This is a genomic window from Companilactobacillus miaonis, assembly GCF_036913615.1.
Classification (GTDB): Bacteria; Bacillota; Bacilli; order Lactobacillales; family Lactobacillaceae; genus Companilactobacillus.
In genome coordinates this window covers 190,588-204,614 of record NZ_JAYKTX010000001.1, presented here as the reverse complement: position 1 = coordinate 204,614, position 14,027 = coordinate 190,588, and the positions used below count along the sequence as shown (strand labels likewise).

16 protein-coding genes are annotated in these 14,027 nt (G+C 33.8%); 8 read left to right on the top strand and 8 right to left on the bottom strand.

The features are described from left to right. Nucleotides 1–141 precede the first annotated feature (141 nt). Nucleotides 142–1,773: a glycosyltransferase family protein gene (locus tag U8521_RS00950; RefSeq protein ID WP_334332828.1), complete on the top strand. Its 1,632-nt coding sequence runs from the start codon at nt 142–144 to the stop codon at nt 1,771–1,773. A gap of 8 nt (nt 1,774–1,781) precedes the next feature. Here the strand turns inward: U8521_RS00950 and U8521_RS00945 are convergent, their stop codons facing one another. Then, the gene (locus tag U8521_RS00945) at nt 1,782–3,017 is read right to left on the bottom strand and encodes an MFS transporter (RefSeq protein WP_334332827.1); all 1,236 of its coding nucleotides are present in this window, start codon (nt 3,015–3,017) and stop codon (nt 1,782–1,784) included. A 112-nt stretch (nt 3,018–3,129) separates the two neighbouring features. Between U8521_RS00945 and U8521_RS00940 the strand changes: the two genes are divergently transcribed. Then, nucleotides 3,130–3,699, top strand: coding sequence for a helix-turn-helix domain-containing protein (locus U8521_RS00940; protein ID WP_334332826.1), 570 nt, complete (start codon nt 3,130–3,132; stop codon nt 3,697–3,699). Nucleotides 3,700–3,785: 86 nt separating this feature from the next. Here the strand turns inward: U8521_RS00940 and U8521_RS00935 are convergent, their stop codons facing one another. The 3 genes from U8521_RS00935 to U8521_RS00925 form a co-directional block, all read right to left on the bottom strand. Continuing rightward, a complete protein-coding gene (locus tag U8521_RS00935; protein ID WP_334351558.1) occupies nt 3,786–4,337 on the bottom strand; it encodes a hypothetical protein in 552 nt (183 codons plus the stop codon). 148 nt (nt 4,338–4,485) lie between these two features. Beyond that, the gene (locus tag U8521_RS00930) at nt 4,486–4,749 is read right to left on the bottom strand and encodes a hypothetical protein (protein WP_334351557.1); all 264 of its coding nucleotides are present in this window, start codon (nt 4,747–4,749) and stop codon (nt 4,486–4,488) included. Next, nucleotides 4,730–5,035: a hypothetical protein gene (locus U8521_RS00925; RefSeq protein ID WP_334332823.1), complete on the bottom strand. Its 306-nt coding sequence runs from the start codon at nt 5,033–5,035 to the stop codon at nt 4,730–4,732. The genes U8521_RS00930 and U8521_RS00925 overlap by 20 nt, the downstream gene beginning before the upstream one ends. Nucleotides 5,036–5,224: 189 nt before the next feature. On the opposite strand from U8521_RS00925, the gene U8521_RS00920 reads away from it, so the two are divergent. Beyond that, entirely contained in the window at nt 5,225–5,914 is a 690-nt protein-coding gene (locus tag U8521_RS00920) for a TraX family protein (protein WP_334332822.1), read from the top strand. Here U8521_RS00920 and U8521_RS00915 read toward each other — a convergent pair. Together U8521_RS00915 and U8521_RS00910 are read right to left on the bottom strand one after the other, a co-directional pair. After that, entirely contained in the window at nt 5,901–6,383 is a 483-nt protein-coding gene (locus tag U8521_RS00915; RefSeq protein WP_334332821.1) for a helix-turn-helix domain-containing protein, read from the bottom strand. The genes U8521_RS00920 and U8521_RS00915 overlap by 14 nt on opposite strands. Next, entirely contained in the window at nt 6,376–6,738 is a 363-nt protein-coding gene (locus U8521_RS00910; RefSeq protein WP_334332820.1) for a hypothetical protein, read from the bottom strand. Before U8521_RS00910 ends, U8521_RS00915 begins: the two co-directional genes overlap by 8 nt. A gap of 136 nt (nt 6,739–6,874) precedes the next feature. Between U8521_RS00910 and U8521_RS00905 the strand changes: the two genes are divergently transcribed. The 3 genes from U8521_RS00905 (at nt 6,875) to U8521_RS00895 (ending at nt 11,539) form a co-directional block, all read left to right on the top strand. Continuing rightward, nucleotides 6,875–9,070, top strand: coding sequence for a Tex family protein (locus U8521_RS00905; RefSeq protein ID WP_334351556.1), 2,196 nt, complete (start codon nt 6,875–6,877; stop codon nt 9,068–9,070). 58 nt (nt 9,071–9,128) lie between these two features. Then, complete coding sequence (locus U8521_RS00900; protein ID WP_334332818.1) at nt 9,129–9,449, top strand: hypothetical protein; 321 nt, start codon at nt 9,129–9,131, stop codon at nt 9,447–9,449. A gap of 401 nt (nt 9,450–9,850) precedes the next feature. Beyond that, the gene (locus U8521_RS00895) at nt 9,851–11,539 is read left to right on the top strand and encodes a collagen-binding domain-containing protein (protein WP_334351555.1); all 1,689 of its coding nucleotides are present in this window, start codon (nt 9,851–9,853) and stop codon (nt 11,537–11,539) included. 52 nt (nt 11,540–11,591) lie between these two features. Here the strand turns inward: U8521_RS00895 and U8521_RS00890 are convergent, their stop codons facing one another. Next, the gene (locus U8521_RS00890; protein WP_334351554.1) at nt 11,592–12,125 is read right to left on the bottom strand and encodes a GNAT family N-acetyltransferase; all 534 of its coding nucleotides are present in this window, start codon (nt 12,123–12,125) and stop codon (nt 11,592–11,594) included. A 63-nt stretch (nt 12,126–12,188) separates the two neighbouring features. Continuing rightward, the gene (locus U8521_RS00885; protein WP_334351553.1) at nt 12,189–12,356 is read right to left on the bottom strand and encodes an efflux permease Rv1217c-related protein; all 168 of its coding nucleotides are present in this window, start codon (nt 12,354–12,356) and stop codon (nt 12,189–12,191) included. Between the two features lie 351 nt (nt 12,357–12,707). On the opposite strand from U8521_RS00885, the gene U8521_RS00880 reads away from it, so the two are divergent. Together U8521_RS00880 and U8521_RS00875 are read left to right on the top strand one after the other, a co-directional pair. Continuing rightward, complete coding sequence (locus tag U8521_RS00880; protein WP_334332814.1) at nt 12,708–13,271, top strand: TetR/AcrR family transcriptional regulator; 564 nt, start codon at nt 12,708–12,710, stop codon at nt 13,269–13,271. Nucleotides 13,272–13,339: 68 nt separating this feature from the next. Beyond that, nucleotides 13,340–14,026 (top strand): DUF4097 family beta strand repeat-containing protein, encoded by a 687-nt coding sequence (locus tag U8521_RS00875; RefSeq protein ID WP_334351552.1) that lies wholly within the window; start codon nt 13,340–13,342, stop codon nt 14,024–14,026. Nucleotide 14,027 lies beyond the last annotated feature (1 nt).

Sequence of the window (14,027 nt, the reverse complement as noted above, 5' to 3'; positions counted from 1 at the left end):
TAATAAATATATTACAATAACAAAATTGCGTGCATAAAACCAAAATTTATATACGTATTTTGTTTGTAAAATATAATATTAAAATCTAATATTTAAGATATAAAATTTAAAAAATGTGATCAAAATTTGTGGGAGCTATTAATGAAAATACTAAATTGGGTAAAACAGCGACTTTGTTTGCTATTAATTGTCTTTGTTTCTTTGATTTTTTTTCTGGTTTTAACATATAAAATTGACGAGTTACCAGGTCTTTTTATAGATGAAACAAATTATATGAATGAAGTTATTAGCGAAATAAATTTTTCAAAAGATATTAATGGGTTGCACAATCCAATTTATTTTGGAAGTGTTTGGGGTCAAGGACAGTCAGTATTGTATTCTTGGCTAGTTATTCCGTTAATTAAATTAGTGGGATTTAGTATTCTCGCGTTTAGATTGCCGATGGCAATTATTAGTTTTCTTGCAATTATTGGATTTACGATTGCCACTTATTTAACTCAAAAAAATAAATTTTTAGCTTTTACCATTCTAGTAATTTTATGTACTTCCCCATGGGTTTATATTTCAAGCCGCTGGGTATTAGATGCAAATATATCACCTGTTTTTGTTTCTCTAGGATTAGTCCTTTTTTATTTTGCATTGATTATAGAAAGAAATAAATTTCTGGTCATCTCGTTTTCAGGAATTCTAATTGGTGTTTCAGCCTATGGATATATTGCATCGTGGATCTATTTGCCATTTTTGGTGTCGGGAATTTTCATTATTTCTTTATTCAATAAATGGATTTCACTTAGATATTTATTGCTTTGGATATTATGTTTAATGGTTGTCAGTAGTCCACTAATTGTTTTTGCGTACAGAGTTAACATCATGCATATCAGTCGTGTTTCACACCTTTTTTTCTTTGATTATCCATATTTGCCGGCAAATAGAACTAGTTCGTTGATCCTTTTTGATCACAACATAATTAATAATGTTTTAAATAATCTAACTACTGGAATAAAACAATTTTTTGCTGGAACGGATAACTTACCACAAAATGGTGTTGCAAAAAAAGGAATCATTTTTTTACCTTTATTTATCTTGGGTGTGATTGGTGGATTATTTACAAATCAAGGATTGAACATTAACACAATCAAGCTTAAATTTTTATGTCTAATAGCAAGCATTAGTTTCATTCCGTGTGCAATGGTCATAAAAGCAAATTTTAATCATTGGAACCTTGTTTGGTATCCTCTGATTGTCTTCACAGCTTTTGGTTTTTTTTCTTTGATTAATAGATTGAACCTTCTATTAGATACCAAATTAGCTTTTATATTATTGGGAATTCCGATTGCTTCGTTTATTTCATTTACTGTTTTTTCATATTTCGGTGTTAACGGGAATGAAACTTTTTTTAATAGCTCTGATGGTTCTTATTCAGAAACCTACAAAATTGATGCGATGATGAAAAATGAATATCGAGGTAAAAAGTTATTTTTAAATGGCCTTTATGACAATTTTTCAGTGTTTAGATTAGTTGAAAAACCAATTGATCGAAAAAGTTACCTTAGAAAACAAGAAACTGATAAAGATTTGATTGGAATCAGTCCATTACTTAAATATGGATATCTGAGAGACTTTCAGGATTTATATGAGGCAAAGAAAGGTGATTTAGCGATTCGTAGTAAATTTGATCAAATTGATAGTTTCAAAATTGATAATGGTTGGAAATGTATCGATATTTTGAAATTTAACCATAATTATGTGAATCTTTATGAAAAAATCTTTTAAAAATGAAATTAATTTAATTCAGTTTTTACAGATTTTTGTGGAATAAATAAGCAAATTACAGAACAACCTAGTAACAACATTGAAACGATGTATGAACTTGCGGGATTAACCAAATTGTAGAGTAAGACTAAGCCAATTGTTCCTAGTGGCATGGAAATGATTGAAATTGTATTCATTAAACCAGTTAGACTGCCGATGATGTCTGGTTCAGCCGTCTTTAAAAGTGCGGCAGTCAACTTAGGGTTAGCTTGACCCATACAAAATCCACCGATTGCCATGGTGATGATCACAATGGTAAAGCTATTAAAGTTATTTAGGAGATCTAAGTAAAAGATGATCCAGGAGACGACACAGGTTATCATCACGCTTTTAAATGATAATTTTTTGAACCAGCCAGAGTGTAGAACACTTCCCGAAATTTGTCCGACTACCAAAACGGTATTGATCACGAAAACACTAACGCTAAAGGAAAAGGGCAAATATCGTGCTTGATCAACTAAATACAGATTAATGATGGCGTCAAGCGACGAACCAACGGCGTTGATGAAGAAAATACTACCAATCAGCCCCCAGGCATTAATATCGGCACTAGCTTCCAAGGTTTGTTTCATTTGTCTTAAGAGTCTTTTAGCTGATGGAGCAGTCTTTTTTTCTTCTTTAACAGTTAAATTCTGGTAACCGACTAGCACTATGATTCCGGCAATTAAAAAAGTTGCTGCATTGACGTAACCGGCTAATTGATAGTCCTTCGTGATGGCAAGTAAGGAAATTCCGATAGCTTGGCCAACTGTCTGCATGATAGTTAAAATTCCCGAATTGACACCAATAGCTTGTTCCTGTTCATTTTCGTCGATTTTTTGTTGAATAATTGGCATTGTCAAACCATTGTTGTACATTCCCAACAAGTCGGAAACGATATTGATGGCAATGATAATCAATAGAATAAATACTTGTTTTTGATTGATCAGTTGAGCCAGTAACAAATAGAGTAGAGCTTGAGTAAATTTGGTGAACGCTAGCCAGAAACGTTTATTTTTGGTACGATCGGCGATTTGCCCAGTGACGATGCCAAAAATTCCTGGTAAGACTGTGGCAATTGAAACTAGTGAGACCATCAAATGAGCCTGTGCGAAGGTCCTCGCGTAGGTCAAAAGAATGATATTAAACAAACTCATACCGATGGTTTCAAATAAATCGACACTCGTTAAAGTTAAGAAAGCTTTGTTACGTAATAAATTCTTCATAGAAATCACTCCAATTAAAATTCGTTTTACGTTTAAATTAATTTAAATGATAAACAAACTTTAACCGTTTGATTTTAATTTGTCAAACATTTATGCTAAATACGAGGTGAAAATGATGTCGAAAGTCACAGTAGACCAATTTGCTAAATTAATGGTGGATGATAAAGTTGGAAAGATTTTGAATGCCACCCAAGAAAAAGATGGGCTAACGCCTAAAGAGATTTCTAAAGCAACTAAAATTGCTAACAACAAGCTTTACTATACCTTGAATAAGATGGTTGAAGCTGATTTGTTAGTGATTGTTAAACAAAAAAAGGTTAAAAATTTGACTGAGAATTATTATTCAAGTTCGCATTTAAGTCAACAAGGACAATATAATTCCTTTAAAGAAGATAATGTTATTAATTTTTCAGATGATTGGATTAGAGAACATGGTGAGCAAACGTTACAGTTAGTCATGCTGCAACATCATGAATTAATTGAAGCTTTAAAGAATCAATTAAAAAAGAAATCAGATGATTCAATTGCCATGTCATCACACAGTGAAATTGATCTTTCAGCTGAAGGTGAAAAGAAATTAATCAGTGATTTATTTGAAGTCCTAGGCCATGCTGAAGAAAACGACCCAAATCCAAACGCTAAGAGTAAGCGTCGCGTCAAAGTTCAATTGGAAAAATGGTAAGAGAGTTGCTCTTGTGTAACTCGTTTCGACCAAAACAAATAAGCCAAGATAATCGCACTTCAATTATCTTGGCTTATTTCACTTTTTTAGATACATTCTTGGGCAACTCGTTGAACTGCAAAATTTGATAGGCTATAGATTGCATCAAAAAGATTGTCACCTAATTTGGAATTAACCCTCTCTGGTTGCTTAAGACCTTGATTGTTAGGTATTTCTGCCAAAATGGGGATAAATTTATCCAAGTCATTGTCAGACAGAAATTCAAAAGACTTTAAATGAGTTGTTAAAGCGACAGTGAAAGAAAATTTGGGATGATATTGGCGCATTTGATACAGTTGGCGGGCAGCTTGTTTATAGTTGATCTCGGGATCATTTCGCAAGCAGTGTCTCAATAAGTTATCGTAAACGTCTCCATAGTGCAGTAACCAGACTAAAAAGTCGTGTGACGTCACATAATGAAGATTCATGTGAATATCTTTATAATTATTAATCACATCTAAGACATTGTTCCAATCAAGCCAAGTCATAAAGGAGTGAAAAAAAACTTCAATATCGACATTTTTTCCGTTGCCAATATGTTCTAAACCAGAAAAGTTCTCAATTTCCTTAGTGACAAAATTTAATTCTTTAATATCCATACTTGAACTCCATCTTTTATTAGAAAAACATTTCGCCGCATAAAAATTGACTAACCGGGTTCGGTTAGCCACGTGGTTACTTGAATTCTCTTGTTACATATCAATTTAATTTTACTTTTCTTTAGTAAGAAAGTCCAGTCTATAAGTGTTATCCCAAAGAAACATACAGTGTTTGGCTACGATAAAATTCGATTTTTGCTAATTTGTTCACTAATTTAAGCATTTCTTTGTTGGAATGGGTGATAAATTCTTGTCGGTTGAAGCCAACTTCTTTGACTAAGTAATCATTTCCATGGGCAACCACATTGATACTGCGGTCCTTTTTGAAAGTATAGAAAGTAATCGTCAAAAGAGGGCCTTGAGAATTTTTCTTGAGGAAATTTAGAAGTTGCTTACGAGGGATTCGTTTCATTTTTTAGAGCTTCCTTATCAAATTCTTTCTTTTCGAGTGTGGTGCTGAGATAAAAAATATTGACCTTTCTTTGTTCAATGTTAAAAGCAAACCGAAAATTCTTTTTGCCCAAATGAATTCGCATTTCGTAAGCACTTTGATCAGAAATTTTTCGAATTGGTTTGATCCGATAATAATCATTTTGTAGATTAATATTTAGTTTTTCAATTATTTTTTGAGAGAAAAGTTTTCTGTCCTTTTTAGGCAGCTGAGCCATCACACTTTGATTGATCTCTATGTTGTACATAACGTGACCTTTCGATTAGATTCTAAATCTGTTTTACTGTAAATAGTTATTTTGGTCAAGTTCGTTAAATAACACATCGTTATGATATCGTTGCAAAATAATCCAACTAACGGTTGAGCAAATTCAACTATTGGTTGATAGTAAAAATCACTCTCTTGTTGGATATTAGAACTGACAGGGAGTGATTTTTTGAATAAGAGTAAATTACAGATAATTGCAATGTTAACGATGTTTTGCGACCATTTGGCAAAGGTTTTGATATATCCAGTAGTTATTGGACAACATTCAATTGCTTGGTTGCAAATACACAGGCTTTATTTACAATCATACGATGCACTGACTTTTGTAGGTAAAGTAACTTTTCCAATTTTTGCCTTTTTTATCGTTGAAGGATTTTTCCATACGAAGAACTTGAATAACTATATCAAAAGATTGTTTGGTTTGACCATTATTTCAGAGATACCTTTTGATTTAGCTACTTCAGGGAAACTCATCAATCTTAAAAGTCAAAATGTGATTTGGACTTTGTTATTAGGATTACTAATAATTGTTAGTTTGCAAAATAAGGAGCGCTGGCTGGGTTTGATTTCGAGTTTAGGATTGTCAGTGGTTGCGTACTTTTTAAAAGTTGATTGGGGAGTGTATCCGGGAATCCTCTTGATAGTAGTCTTTTATTTGATTAGAGGAAATAAAAAGCTTTTGCCGTTAGGATATTTATTGATGATACCAGAGGTAGGAATCTTTTCTGGGGTTGAATTGGCCTTCGTTTTACTAGCGTTATATAACGGTAACAAAGGTCGAATCAATAGCTATGCTTGCTATATTTTTTATCCGTTACATTTATTGTTGTTGGGTATATTGCGACTCATTTTGATATGAATAGTGCTAGGATACAGATCAGCCAAATAATATCAAAAAAACCGAATATCAATCCATATCTCACAAGATGGGTGATGGGATATTTGTTAAATAAGTAAATTAAGCTTGCCAAAATAATGAAGAAAATAATGGCACTGACAATCATGCTGAAAAAATCGTGATTAATTTTAGGACTAAAGCTAAAGCTGATGATTAAAGTTACGAGGTAATACAGACTATTGAGCGTCAGTAGCAACCATTTTCTTTTGTCATCATAGGAATCTTTTGAGCTGTTACTTCCAATAAAATAGTTGATTTCTTTGCCAAGTATTTGTGATAGGTCGTCAATTTTGTCCAGACTAGGGGAGCCTTGATTATTTTCCCATTTGGAAACGGCTTGTGGAGTGACGAATAATTGATCTGCTAACTGTTGCTGGGTCAGATGTTTATCAAGACGTGCAATTTTGATTTTTTCACCAAGATTATTCATTGTGCTCACCTTGAGTAAGGGTAGAGTCAGCTACTTTTTGAATATTCTTTTTCAAATCTAACAATTGAGTTTGGTTCATATCAGAAAAAGATTCTAGTTTGCTGATGAGCCAATTGCCGAGTTGAACGTATTCGGTATTACTCAAGTTAAATTTTTGGGCATAAGTATACTGAATCGCGGCCTCGTATTTGTGATGGAGCAATAAATTTTCCAAATCGGTATAATTTTTGCCATTTTGATTCTGCTTTTGTTCAAAAACGATTTCACTTTTCGCTTGGCCTTTTTTGCCCACCATCATGCCAAAGCCTTCCGCAAAGGATTTTAGTTGTCGCATCAAAAAGTCTTTGTCATCCATAATTGCCCTCCAGATTAAACATCTTTATCATCATTATGAAGTGGTCGATTGATTTAAGCAATAGAAATGAAAGCGATTATTTCTCGATAATTTAGTGGTATGATATATTTCTGAGAATAATCAATTGGAGGAAGTTATGGCAACTAAAGAAGAAATAACGATGGCACAATTAGCTGAGCCAGTTCAAAAGCAGCTCAGTCAATATCGTGTTCAACAAATTCAAGCTGTTTTAACACTTTTAGATGAAGGTAACACTGTGCCGTTTATCGCACGTTATCGAAAAGAGCGGACGGGAACACTTGATGAAGTTGCTATTCGAGAAATTGAAGATGAAACCCACCGTCTGATGAAACTAAATCAGAGACGTGACGACGTTTTGAAGTTGATCGATGAACAAGGCAAATTGACGCCCAAGTTGAAGCAACAGTTAGAACAAGCGACTGTATTGCAACAGGTTGAGGATCTGTATCTGCCATATAAGCAAAAGCGGCGTACCAAAGCTACGATTGCTAAAGAAGCAGGCCTTAGTCCTTTAGCGGATTGGTTGTTGACATTTCCTCAAAAAGGTCTCGATGAGAAAGCTAAATCATTTGTAAATGCGGAAAAGAAATTACCCGACCTTGATTCAGTTTGGGCTGGTGTTCATGAAATTTTAGCAGAAACTTTCAGTGAACGAGCTGACTTTCGTGATTCCATTAGAAAATATACTTGGCAGCATGGTGAACTCACCAGCAAGGTAAAACGTGGTGCTAAAGAAAAAGATGAGCAACAAGTCTATGCCACGTATTATGATTTCACTCAAAGTTTGAAGCAGATCCCACCTTATCGCGTGTTGGCTATTAATCGTGGTGAACGGGAAAAAATTTTGACTGTGGGCATTGATGTTGATGCAACTAGAATTTTGGATTACGGTCATTCACGCATTGTTGGTAAAAGACAAGGCCCTGCGGTTGAGAAAATTGACGCTGCTTTTAGTGATGCCTACAAACGTTTCTTAGGACCGGCAATCGAACGGGAATTACGAAGAAAGATTTCAGATACAGCGGATGCTCATGCGATTCAAGTCTTTGGCAACAACTTATATCATTTGTTGATGCAAGCACCGCTGAAGGGCAAAATCGTCATGGGATTCGATCCAGCTTATCGGACGGGATGTAAGTTAGCAATTATGGATGAATCGGGTCGCTTCTTAACTAAACAAGTAATTTATCCTCACAAACCAGCGAGTCAGAAACTTCGTGAGGCCGCCGGTCCTGAGTTTAAAAAACTGATTGAAAAGTATCACGTTCAAATGATTGCCATTGGTAATGGAACCGCCAGCCGTGAATCAGAAGAATTCGTCAGTGAAATTTTGAAGACTTTGAATCGTCCAGTTTATTACGTCATCGTCAATGAAGCCGGGGCTTCAGTTTATTCCGCCAGTGCCAATGCCAGAGCAGAATTTGCTGATCTCCACGTCGAAGAACGTTCAGCTGTCAGTATCGGACGTCGCTTGCAAGATCCATTAGCTGAATTGATCAAAGTTGATCCTAAAGCTATCGGCGTAGGTCAATATCAACACGATGTTCCTGAAAAAGAATTAGATGAACAGTTGGATCGAGTGGTCGAAACGGCAGTTAACCAAGTTGGTGTTAACGTTAATACTGCCAGTCCTGAATTGTTGACGCATATTTCTGGCTTAACTGCTACAACGGCTAAGAATATTGTTAAATTCCGAAATGAAAAGGGAGCTTTCGTGGATCGTCAGTCATTAAAAGATGTTCCTCGCTTAGGACCAAAAGCTTACCAACAAGCAGTCGGCTTTTTAAGAATTATCGATGGGAGTAATCCTTTGGATAATACTGATATTCATCCGGAAAGTTATGCAGCAACGAGACAATTGCTTAAAAGTATTGATGAAACTACTAAAGAAATCGGTTCAGCCAAGTTACAACAACGTTTGGCTAAATTAGACAAAGCCAAAGTTTCCCAAGAATTAAACATTGGGGATGCAACTTTGACAGATATTATTTCTGGTTTAAGTAAACCGGGACGAGATATGCGTGACAGTATGCCGGCACCATTATTACGCCAAGATGTTTTGACAATGGCTGATTTAAAACCAGGGATGGAATTGCAAGGAACGGTCAGAAACGTGATTGATTTTGGAGCCTTCGTTGACATTGGTGTTAAACAGGACGGCTTAGTCCATATTTCACAATTATCTGATCATTTTGTCAGTGATCCAAGTACTGTAGTGACAATTGGTGATATTGTAACGGTTTGGGTCTTGGATGTTGATGAAGAAAGAAATCGTATCCAATTGACTATGCGTCATAAACAAGATAAATAATCCCCAGTGATATACTTAGTTTGTAACTTAATCAGATAAGTAATGGGGGATCGATATATTGGAAGATGAGAATTCAAAGCGAGTCTTTGAAATAATCGATGAAATGTATCAAATCTTTAAACTTAGAAAAGTTGATTCAAATGTAATGCAAATTTTGGTCAAAGCTGGTCAAGCGTTAAATGATGACCAACCGGCTGAAATAGTGGCAGCCAAAACGGTTAATGGGATAACGCTGTGGACATTGTCAACTAAGTTAAATTTGGGAAAAGAATATGATCATAAAGTATTAGATATGATCAATGAATTAACGAGAATTGCCCGTTCAGGACCTTACCAGTGGTCATATGGAGTCGGCAATTTACGAGTTCAATTTTGGTAGGATTTAATTGCTGTCCTCCGCAACAAATAGCGGATTTATTGATTATTTACTTCCATTCATTGAGGAATAATTGTTCTATTCTGGATTTTTCCTAGATGATTTAAAAAAATAACAGCATCTGTTTTTATAGTGAACGAATTAAGTTTCGAAGACTAGAGAATAGATGCTGTTTTTTGTTTTCCATAAAAGAAAGTACCAAACCATAAACTGAAATTCCAAGGATTCGGAATAGAATTGGTTATCTGAGACGGCAATTAAACGCAACCCAACTTCAATTTAAATAAAACAATTTATTCATTTTCAGAAAAAAGATTTTTCATAACTTGAATAAAAATCTTATTGTTTTCATAAGATAATAATAATCGTTGAAAAATTAATAAGGGAGTAATAAATTTACGTTAATGAAAAAAAGAATAAATATTTTATCATGTGTTGCAATCAGTGCAGTTGTATTATCTGGGATGGGAATCACAAATGTGAAAGCTGACGAAAATACAGTTGTATCTATTCAAAATGTTTCTGGAAAATCACTTAATCCTGAAGTTCAAAATGGAGGACACGTCAGTGATGACTTTACTGATGTATCTAAGAATAATTTGGGTTATGCATCTAAATTCCATATTTTTGTTAATGAAGCTACATTAAATGCACATACGAATGGGAACGTTGCTGCAAAGAAATTAATTGGAAATGTTAATTTTGGGACTAACATTACTGATGAAAAATTATTGGATAAAGATATTTCTTATATTCAAGAAGTTAAAAATATGGCTGAGAGTTCATTTGTCAGCGCTAATGACCACCGCACAAATAAAGTTATTTTTGGTGAAGTTAATGATGTTGAATTAGGTGATAACTCACCACTTGTAAATGGGACAACTATCAGCCATTTATTAAATGACGAAATTTATCAAGACAAAGGTTCAAATGAATATATCGACTTTGCTCAAGAATTTGCGAAATTAGAAGGTAAATCAGCTAATTACGCAATTGCAAATGGAGAAACTATTACTAGTGATAGTTTTGAAGATCACAATCACCGTGTTATCGATCTCAGTGATTTCAAAGTTGGCAGTAACAACCAAATCGTAATTAATCTTGCGCCGGAAGTATTAAACAGTAATACACCGTTGACAATTTCAGGCTTATCAGCTGACGCTGGTGGAACTTCAGTAATTATTAACGTTGATACAAAGGGCCAAAACCCATATCAAATGAATTCACAAATTAAATTGAGATTCAATAATGGTGAAGATGGACCAGTGGAAAGACCAAATCAAGAAACAGAATACTTTGATGACAATCATTTGCTATGGAATTTCTATGACAGTTCAAGTAGTAACAAACAATTTACTGGTGCAATTGAAATGAACAACACTTTCCAAGGTAGCGTTTTAGCACCGGATGCAACAATTAATGTACATCACAATTTAGATGGCAACATTGTTGCCAATGAAGTGAATGTTGTTGGCGGTGAAACTCATCGCTGGGATTTACAAGATAACAACAATATTGTAACGACACCAGAAGAACCGGATGAAGAAACTGATGAAAAAGAATTGACTGTTGATCCTGGATTTTCAGTAGATCCAGATGAAAGTTCAAACCCAGACCCTGATGAGAAAGATGACGAAGAAGAGGAAGAAGAACAAGTTGTTGATCCTGGTTTTACAATAGACCCTAATACAGATACTGATGAAGGAACAGACGAAGAGGATGAAGAAGAAGAAACACTAATCAATCCTGATTTGTCAGTAGACCCTGGTTTCGGAATTGATCCCGGTAAGAACTTTGAAGAAGACGAAGATGACGACCAACAAATAATTATCAATGGCGGTTCAGAAGGTGGCTTAGAAGATAAAGAACTTGATTTGAATAGTTCAATTAAGCCAAGTGTTCCTGATACTGTTAATGAAAAAACACCATTAATGAGCCAAAGTTCAATGTTTCCAACAACTAGATCAGCCATTAGTTCTACAAATGAAAGCGGCAAATTGCCACAAGCTGGAAATAGTAAGGGTATTTTGATGTCAGCTTTAGGAATGGCTATGCTTGGTTTAGTAGTATTAGTTAGGAAATTTAAGGTTTAATAAAAAAGTATTGTATTAACTGGATTTCAGTTAACACAATACTTTTTTTCATTTATAGATTTAATTCAAAAGCTAAACGGGCATTATCTTCATGATTCTCAGCTGGTTCATCAACATAAATTTTTCCACGATGAATGTAGCCAGAGTTGGTAGCTAGATGTTGCATTCGTTTATTTAGTTGATGAGTGTCAATTCGAAAATTGTGAATCCCGTTTTGAATCGATTGGCTAAGCAAATTTGAGACAAAGATTTTTCCAAGATGTTGACCTGAATAATTTGGGTTGATAGCGATGCGATGAATTGTGGCATATGGGTCAGTTTTATTTTCCCAATCGCCATTAAAGATTTCATGGTAGTTAGGGTCATCGGCGACAATCAGCGTGGCAGTGCCAGCAACTTTTTGATCGACCATCAAAACCCAACATTGTTGAGCCATAATGTCATTTTTTAAAGTGGCAATATCAGGATATCCACCTTGCCATTGAGAGCTACCGTCAGCTTTCAACATGGCCTTTGCTTGATCGATAATTTTCATGATTTCGGTTAGATCTGAAACTTGTGCTTTTTTGATGTAAATTGAACTCATCATAATCCTCCGTAAAAATAGATAATTAAATTTTAGCACTTTTCTTTTATAATTTTATGAAAATTATTTAGCTATTAAATCACGTTTTCGGTAACCAAGATAACCGATAATAATTAAAATAACAGGGATGAGTAGTTGCCACCAAAAAATTGCCACGTCGAAATGATGAACCGGAACTTTATCTATGAAGCCAAACGGTGTCACCTTTTCAGTCCAGTCGGATAATTTCAAAAGTTTTCCGATATTGGATTTTTAACTGGTGCCTTTATCCCCATTAGTATCTTTCCAGAATGGATTCAAAAAGTTATGATTGTAGTTCCAGCAAATAGTGGTGCAATATTATTTCGACAAATTATGACCAGTGATGCTTTAGAAAACGGAATTCTGTATAATTTTGGTAATTTAAATGTTTCTAGATCTGTAATGATAGCCATTATTTTCTTGAGCGGTATGTTATTCATTTGGTTTAGTGTGTTACTTATGAAGCAATATAAAAATGTTTAGTTTTATCTAGAAAAATTTCTATTGACAAAATGAATGAATTGAAATAATATTCATTCATGGATAAAGGAGGATACTTTTTTGGATAAAAAACAACAATTATTGTCTGTAGCGCATAGTGTGTTTTTAAAAAAAGGTTTTAAGAATACTAATGTTTCTGATATTACAAAAAAAGCTAATATGGCAGTAGGAACTTTTTATAATTTCTTTGATTCAAAATTAGCTATTTTTTTACAAGTATATAATGATGAAAATGAGAGAATTAAAGCAGTAATTATTAATAATTTGGATATAGATGGGGACCCTATTACTGTAGTTCAAACCGCATTAAATGAAATTATTGAGCAGTCAAAAAATAATAAAATATTACAAGAATGGTTTACCAATGAAGAAATTCATCAACAGATAGAAAAGAATAGCCAAAATTCAATTGAGGATAGTATCATTTACACAACGTTTATTGAGTTGATCAATCGTTGGCAAGAATTAGGATTATTAGCAACCGGAATGACAGAGTCCAGAATAGTGAGTATGTTTAACGCAGTGATTGTAGTAGATATTCATCAAAACGAAATTGAAACGCAAAATTATTTTCAATTATTAAATGATTTATTAACAGCAATTTTAAAAGTGATATTAAAATAATTCACTTTTTTTATTTTAGAGGAATGAATGAACGGATAAAAAATTCATTCATAAATTGGAGAAATAGGATGAAGAAAATGTTTTTTATAATTATGTTAATTGTAATTGTTTCAGGAGTACTAGTATTAGGAGCATTTTTGTGGACAAACAAAACTAATAAACGCATAAATATTAGTACGGGTTCGATACATGAGTTGAAGACTGAAACATTAAAAATTTCAGATGTAAAAACAATTGATTTACGTTTACGCTCAGCAATAGTAAAAATTGAAAATGGTACAAAAAACGAAATTTATTTAAAAGATGTTGCTAAAAATCAATTTATAGTAAACAATGATAATAAAATATTAAAGGTTTATGAAGATGATGCTCAGCGTCATCAAATAGAAATTGGTAAAACACCAACGATAGTTTTGACAGTTTCTAATCCGTATTTGAAGGATGTAATTATTAATCAATTGAATGGTACTTTGAAATTGAAAAATCTGTCCATAGAAACCTTATCTATTAAACACAGTAATGGAGGCACATTTCTTAGAAATTTAACTATCAATGATAGTAGTCAATTAATCAAAAAAAATGGTAGTACTACTTTAAGTAAGGTGAAAGTACCTGGAATCACTGTTAGTGTTGACAATGGGCAATTCAAATTGAATGGAGAAAAGAAAGCAACAAGTGGGGGAAAGTACCATCAAGGCGGATTAAGTGGACTAGTTATCCATAGTGGTTCAGGACAAGTAATATTAAATGAATAAA

Coding starts and splice junctions, on each gene's coding strand:
- U8521_RS00950 (WP_334332828.1), top strand. CDS start 142: ATGAAAATACTAAATTGGGTAAAACAGCGACTTTGTTTGCTATTAATT.
- U8521_RS00945 (WP_334332827.1), bottom strand. CDS start 3,017: ATGAAGAATTTATTACGTAACAAAGCTTTCTTAACTTTAACGAGTGTC.
- U8521_RS00940 (WP_334332826.1), top strand. CDS start 3,130: ATGATGTCGAAAGTCACAGTAGACCAATTTGCTAAATTAATGGTGGAT.
- U8521_RS00935 (WP_334351558.1), bottom strand. CDS start 4,337: ATGGATATTAAAGAATTAAATTTTGTCACTAAGGAAATTGAGAACTTT.
- U8521_RS00930 (WP_334351557.1), bottom strand. CDS start 4,749: ATGAAACGAATCCCTCGTAAGCAACTTCTAAATTTCCTCAAGAAAAAT.
- U8521_RS00925 (WP_334332823.1), bottom strand. CDS start 5,035: ATGTACAACATAGAGATCAATCAAAGTGTGATGGCTCAGCTGCCTAAA.
- U8521_RS00915 (WP_334332821.1), bottom strand. CDS start 6,383: ATGAATAATCTTGGTGAAAAAATCAAAATTGCACGTCTTGATAAACAT.
- U8521_RS00910 (WP_334332820.1), bottom strand. CDS start 6,738: ATGGATGACAAAGACTTTTTGATGCGACAACTAAAATCCTTTGCGGAA.
- U8521_RS00905 (WP_334351556.1), top strand. CDS start 6,875: ATGGCAACTAAAGAAGAAATAACGATGGCACAATTAGCTGAGCCAGTT.
- U8521_RS00895 (WP_334351555.1), top strand. CDS start 9,851: ATGAAAAAAAGAATAAATATTTTATCATGTGTTGCAATCAGTGCAGTT.
- U8521_RS00890 (WP_334351554.1), bottom strand. CDS start 12,125: ATGAGTTCAATTTACATCAAAAAAGCACAAGTTTCAGATCTAACCGAA.
- U8521_RS00875 (WP_334351552.1), top strand. CDS start 13,340: ATGAAGAAAATGTTTTTTATAATTATGTTAATTGTAATTGTTTCAGGA.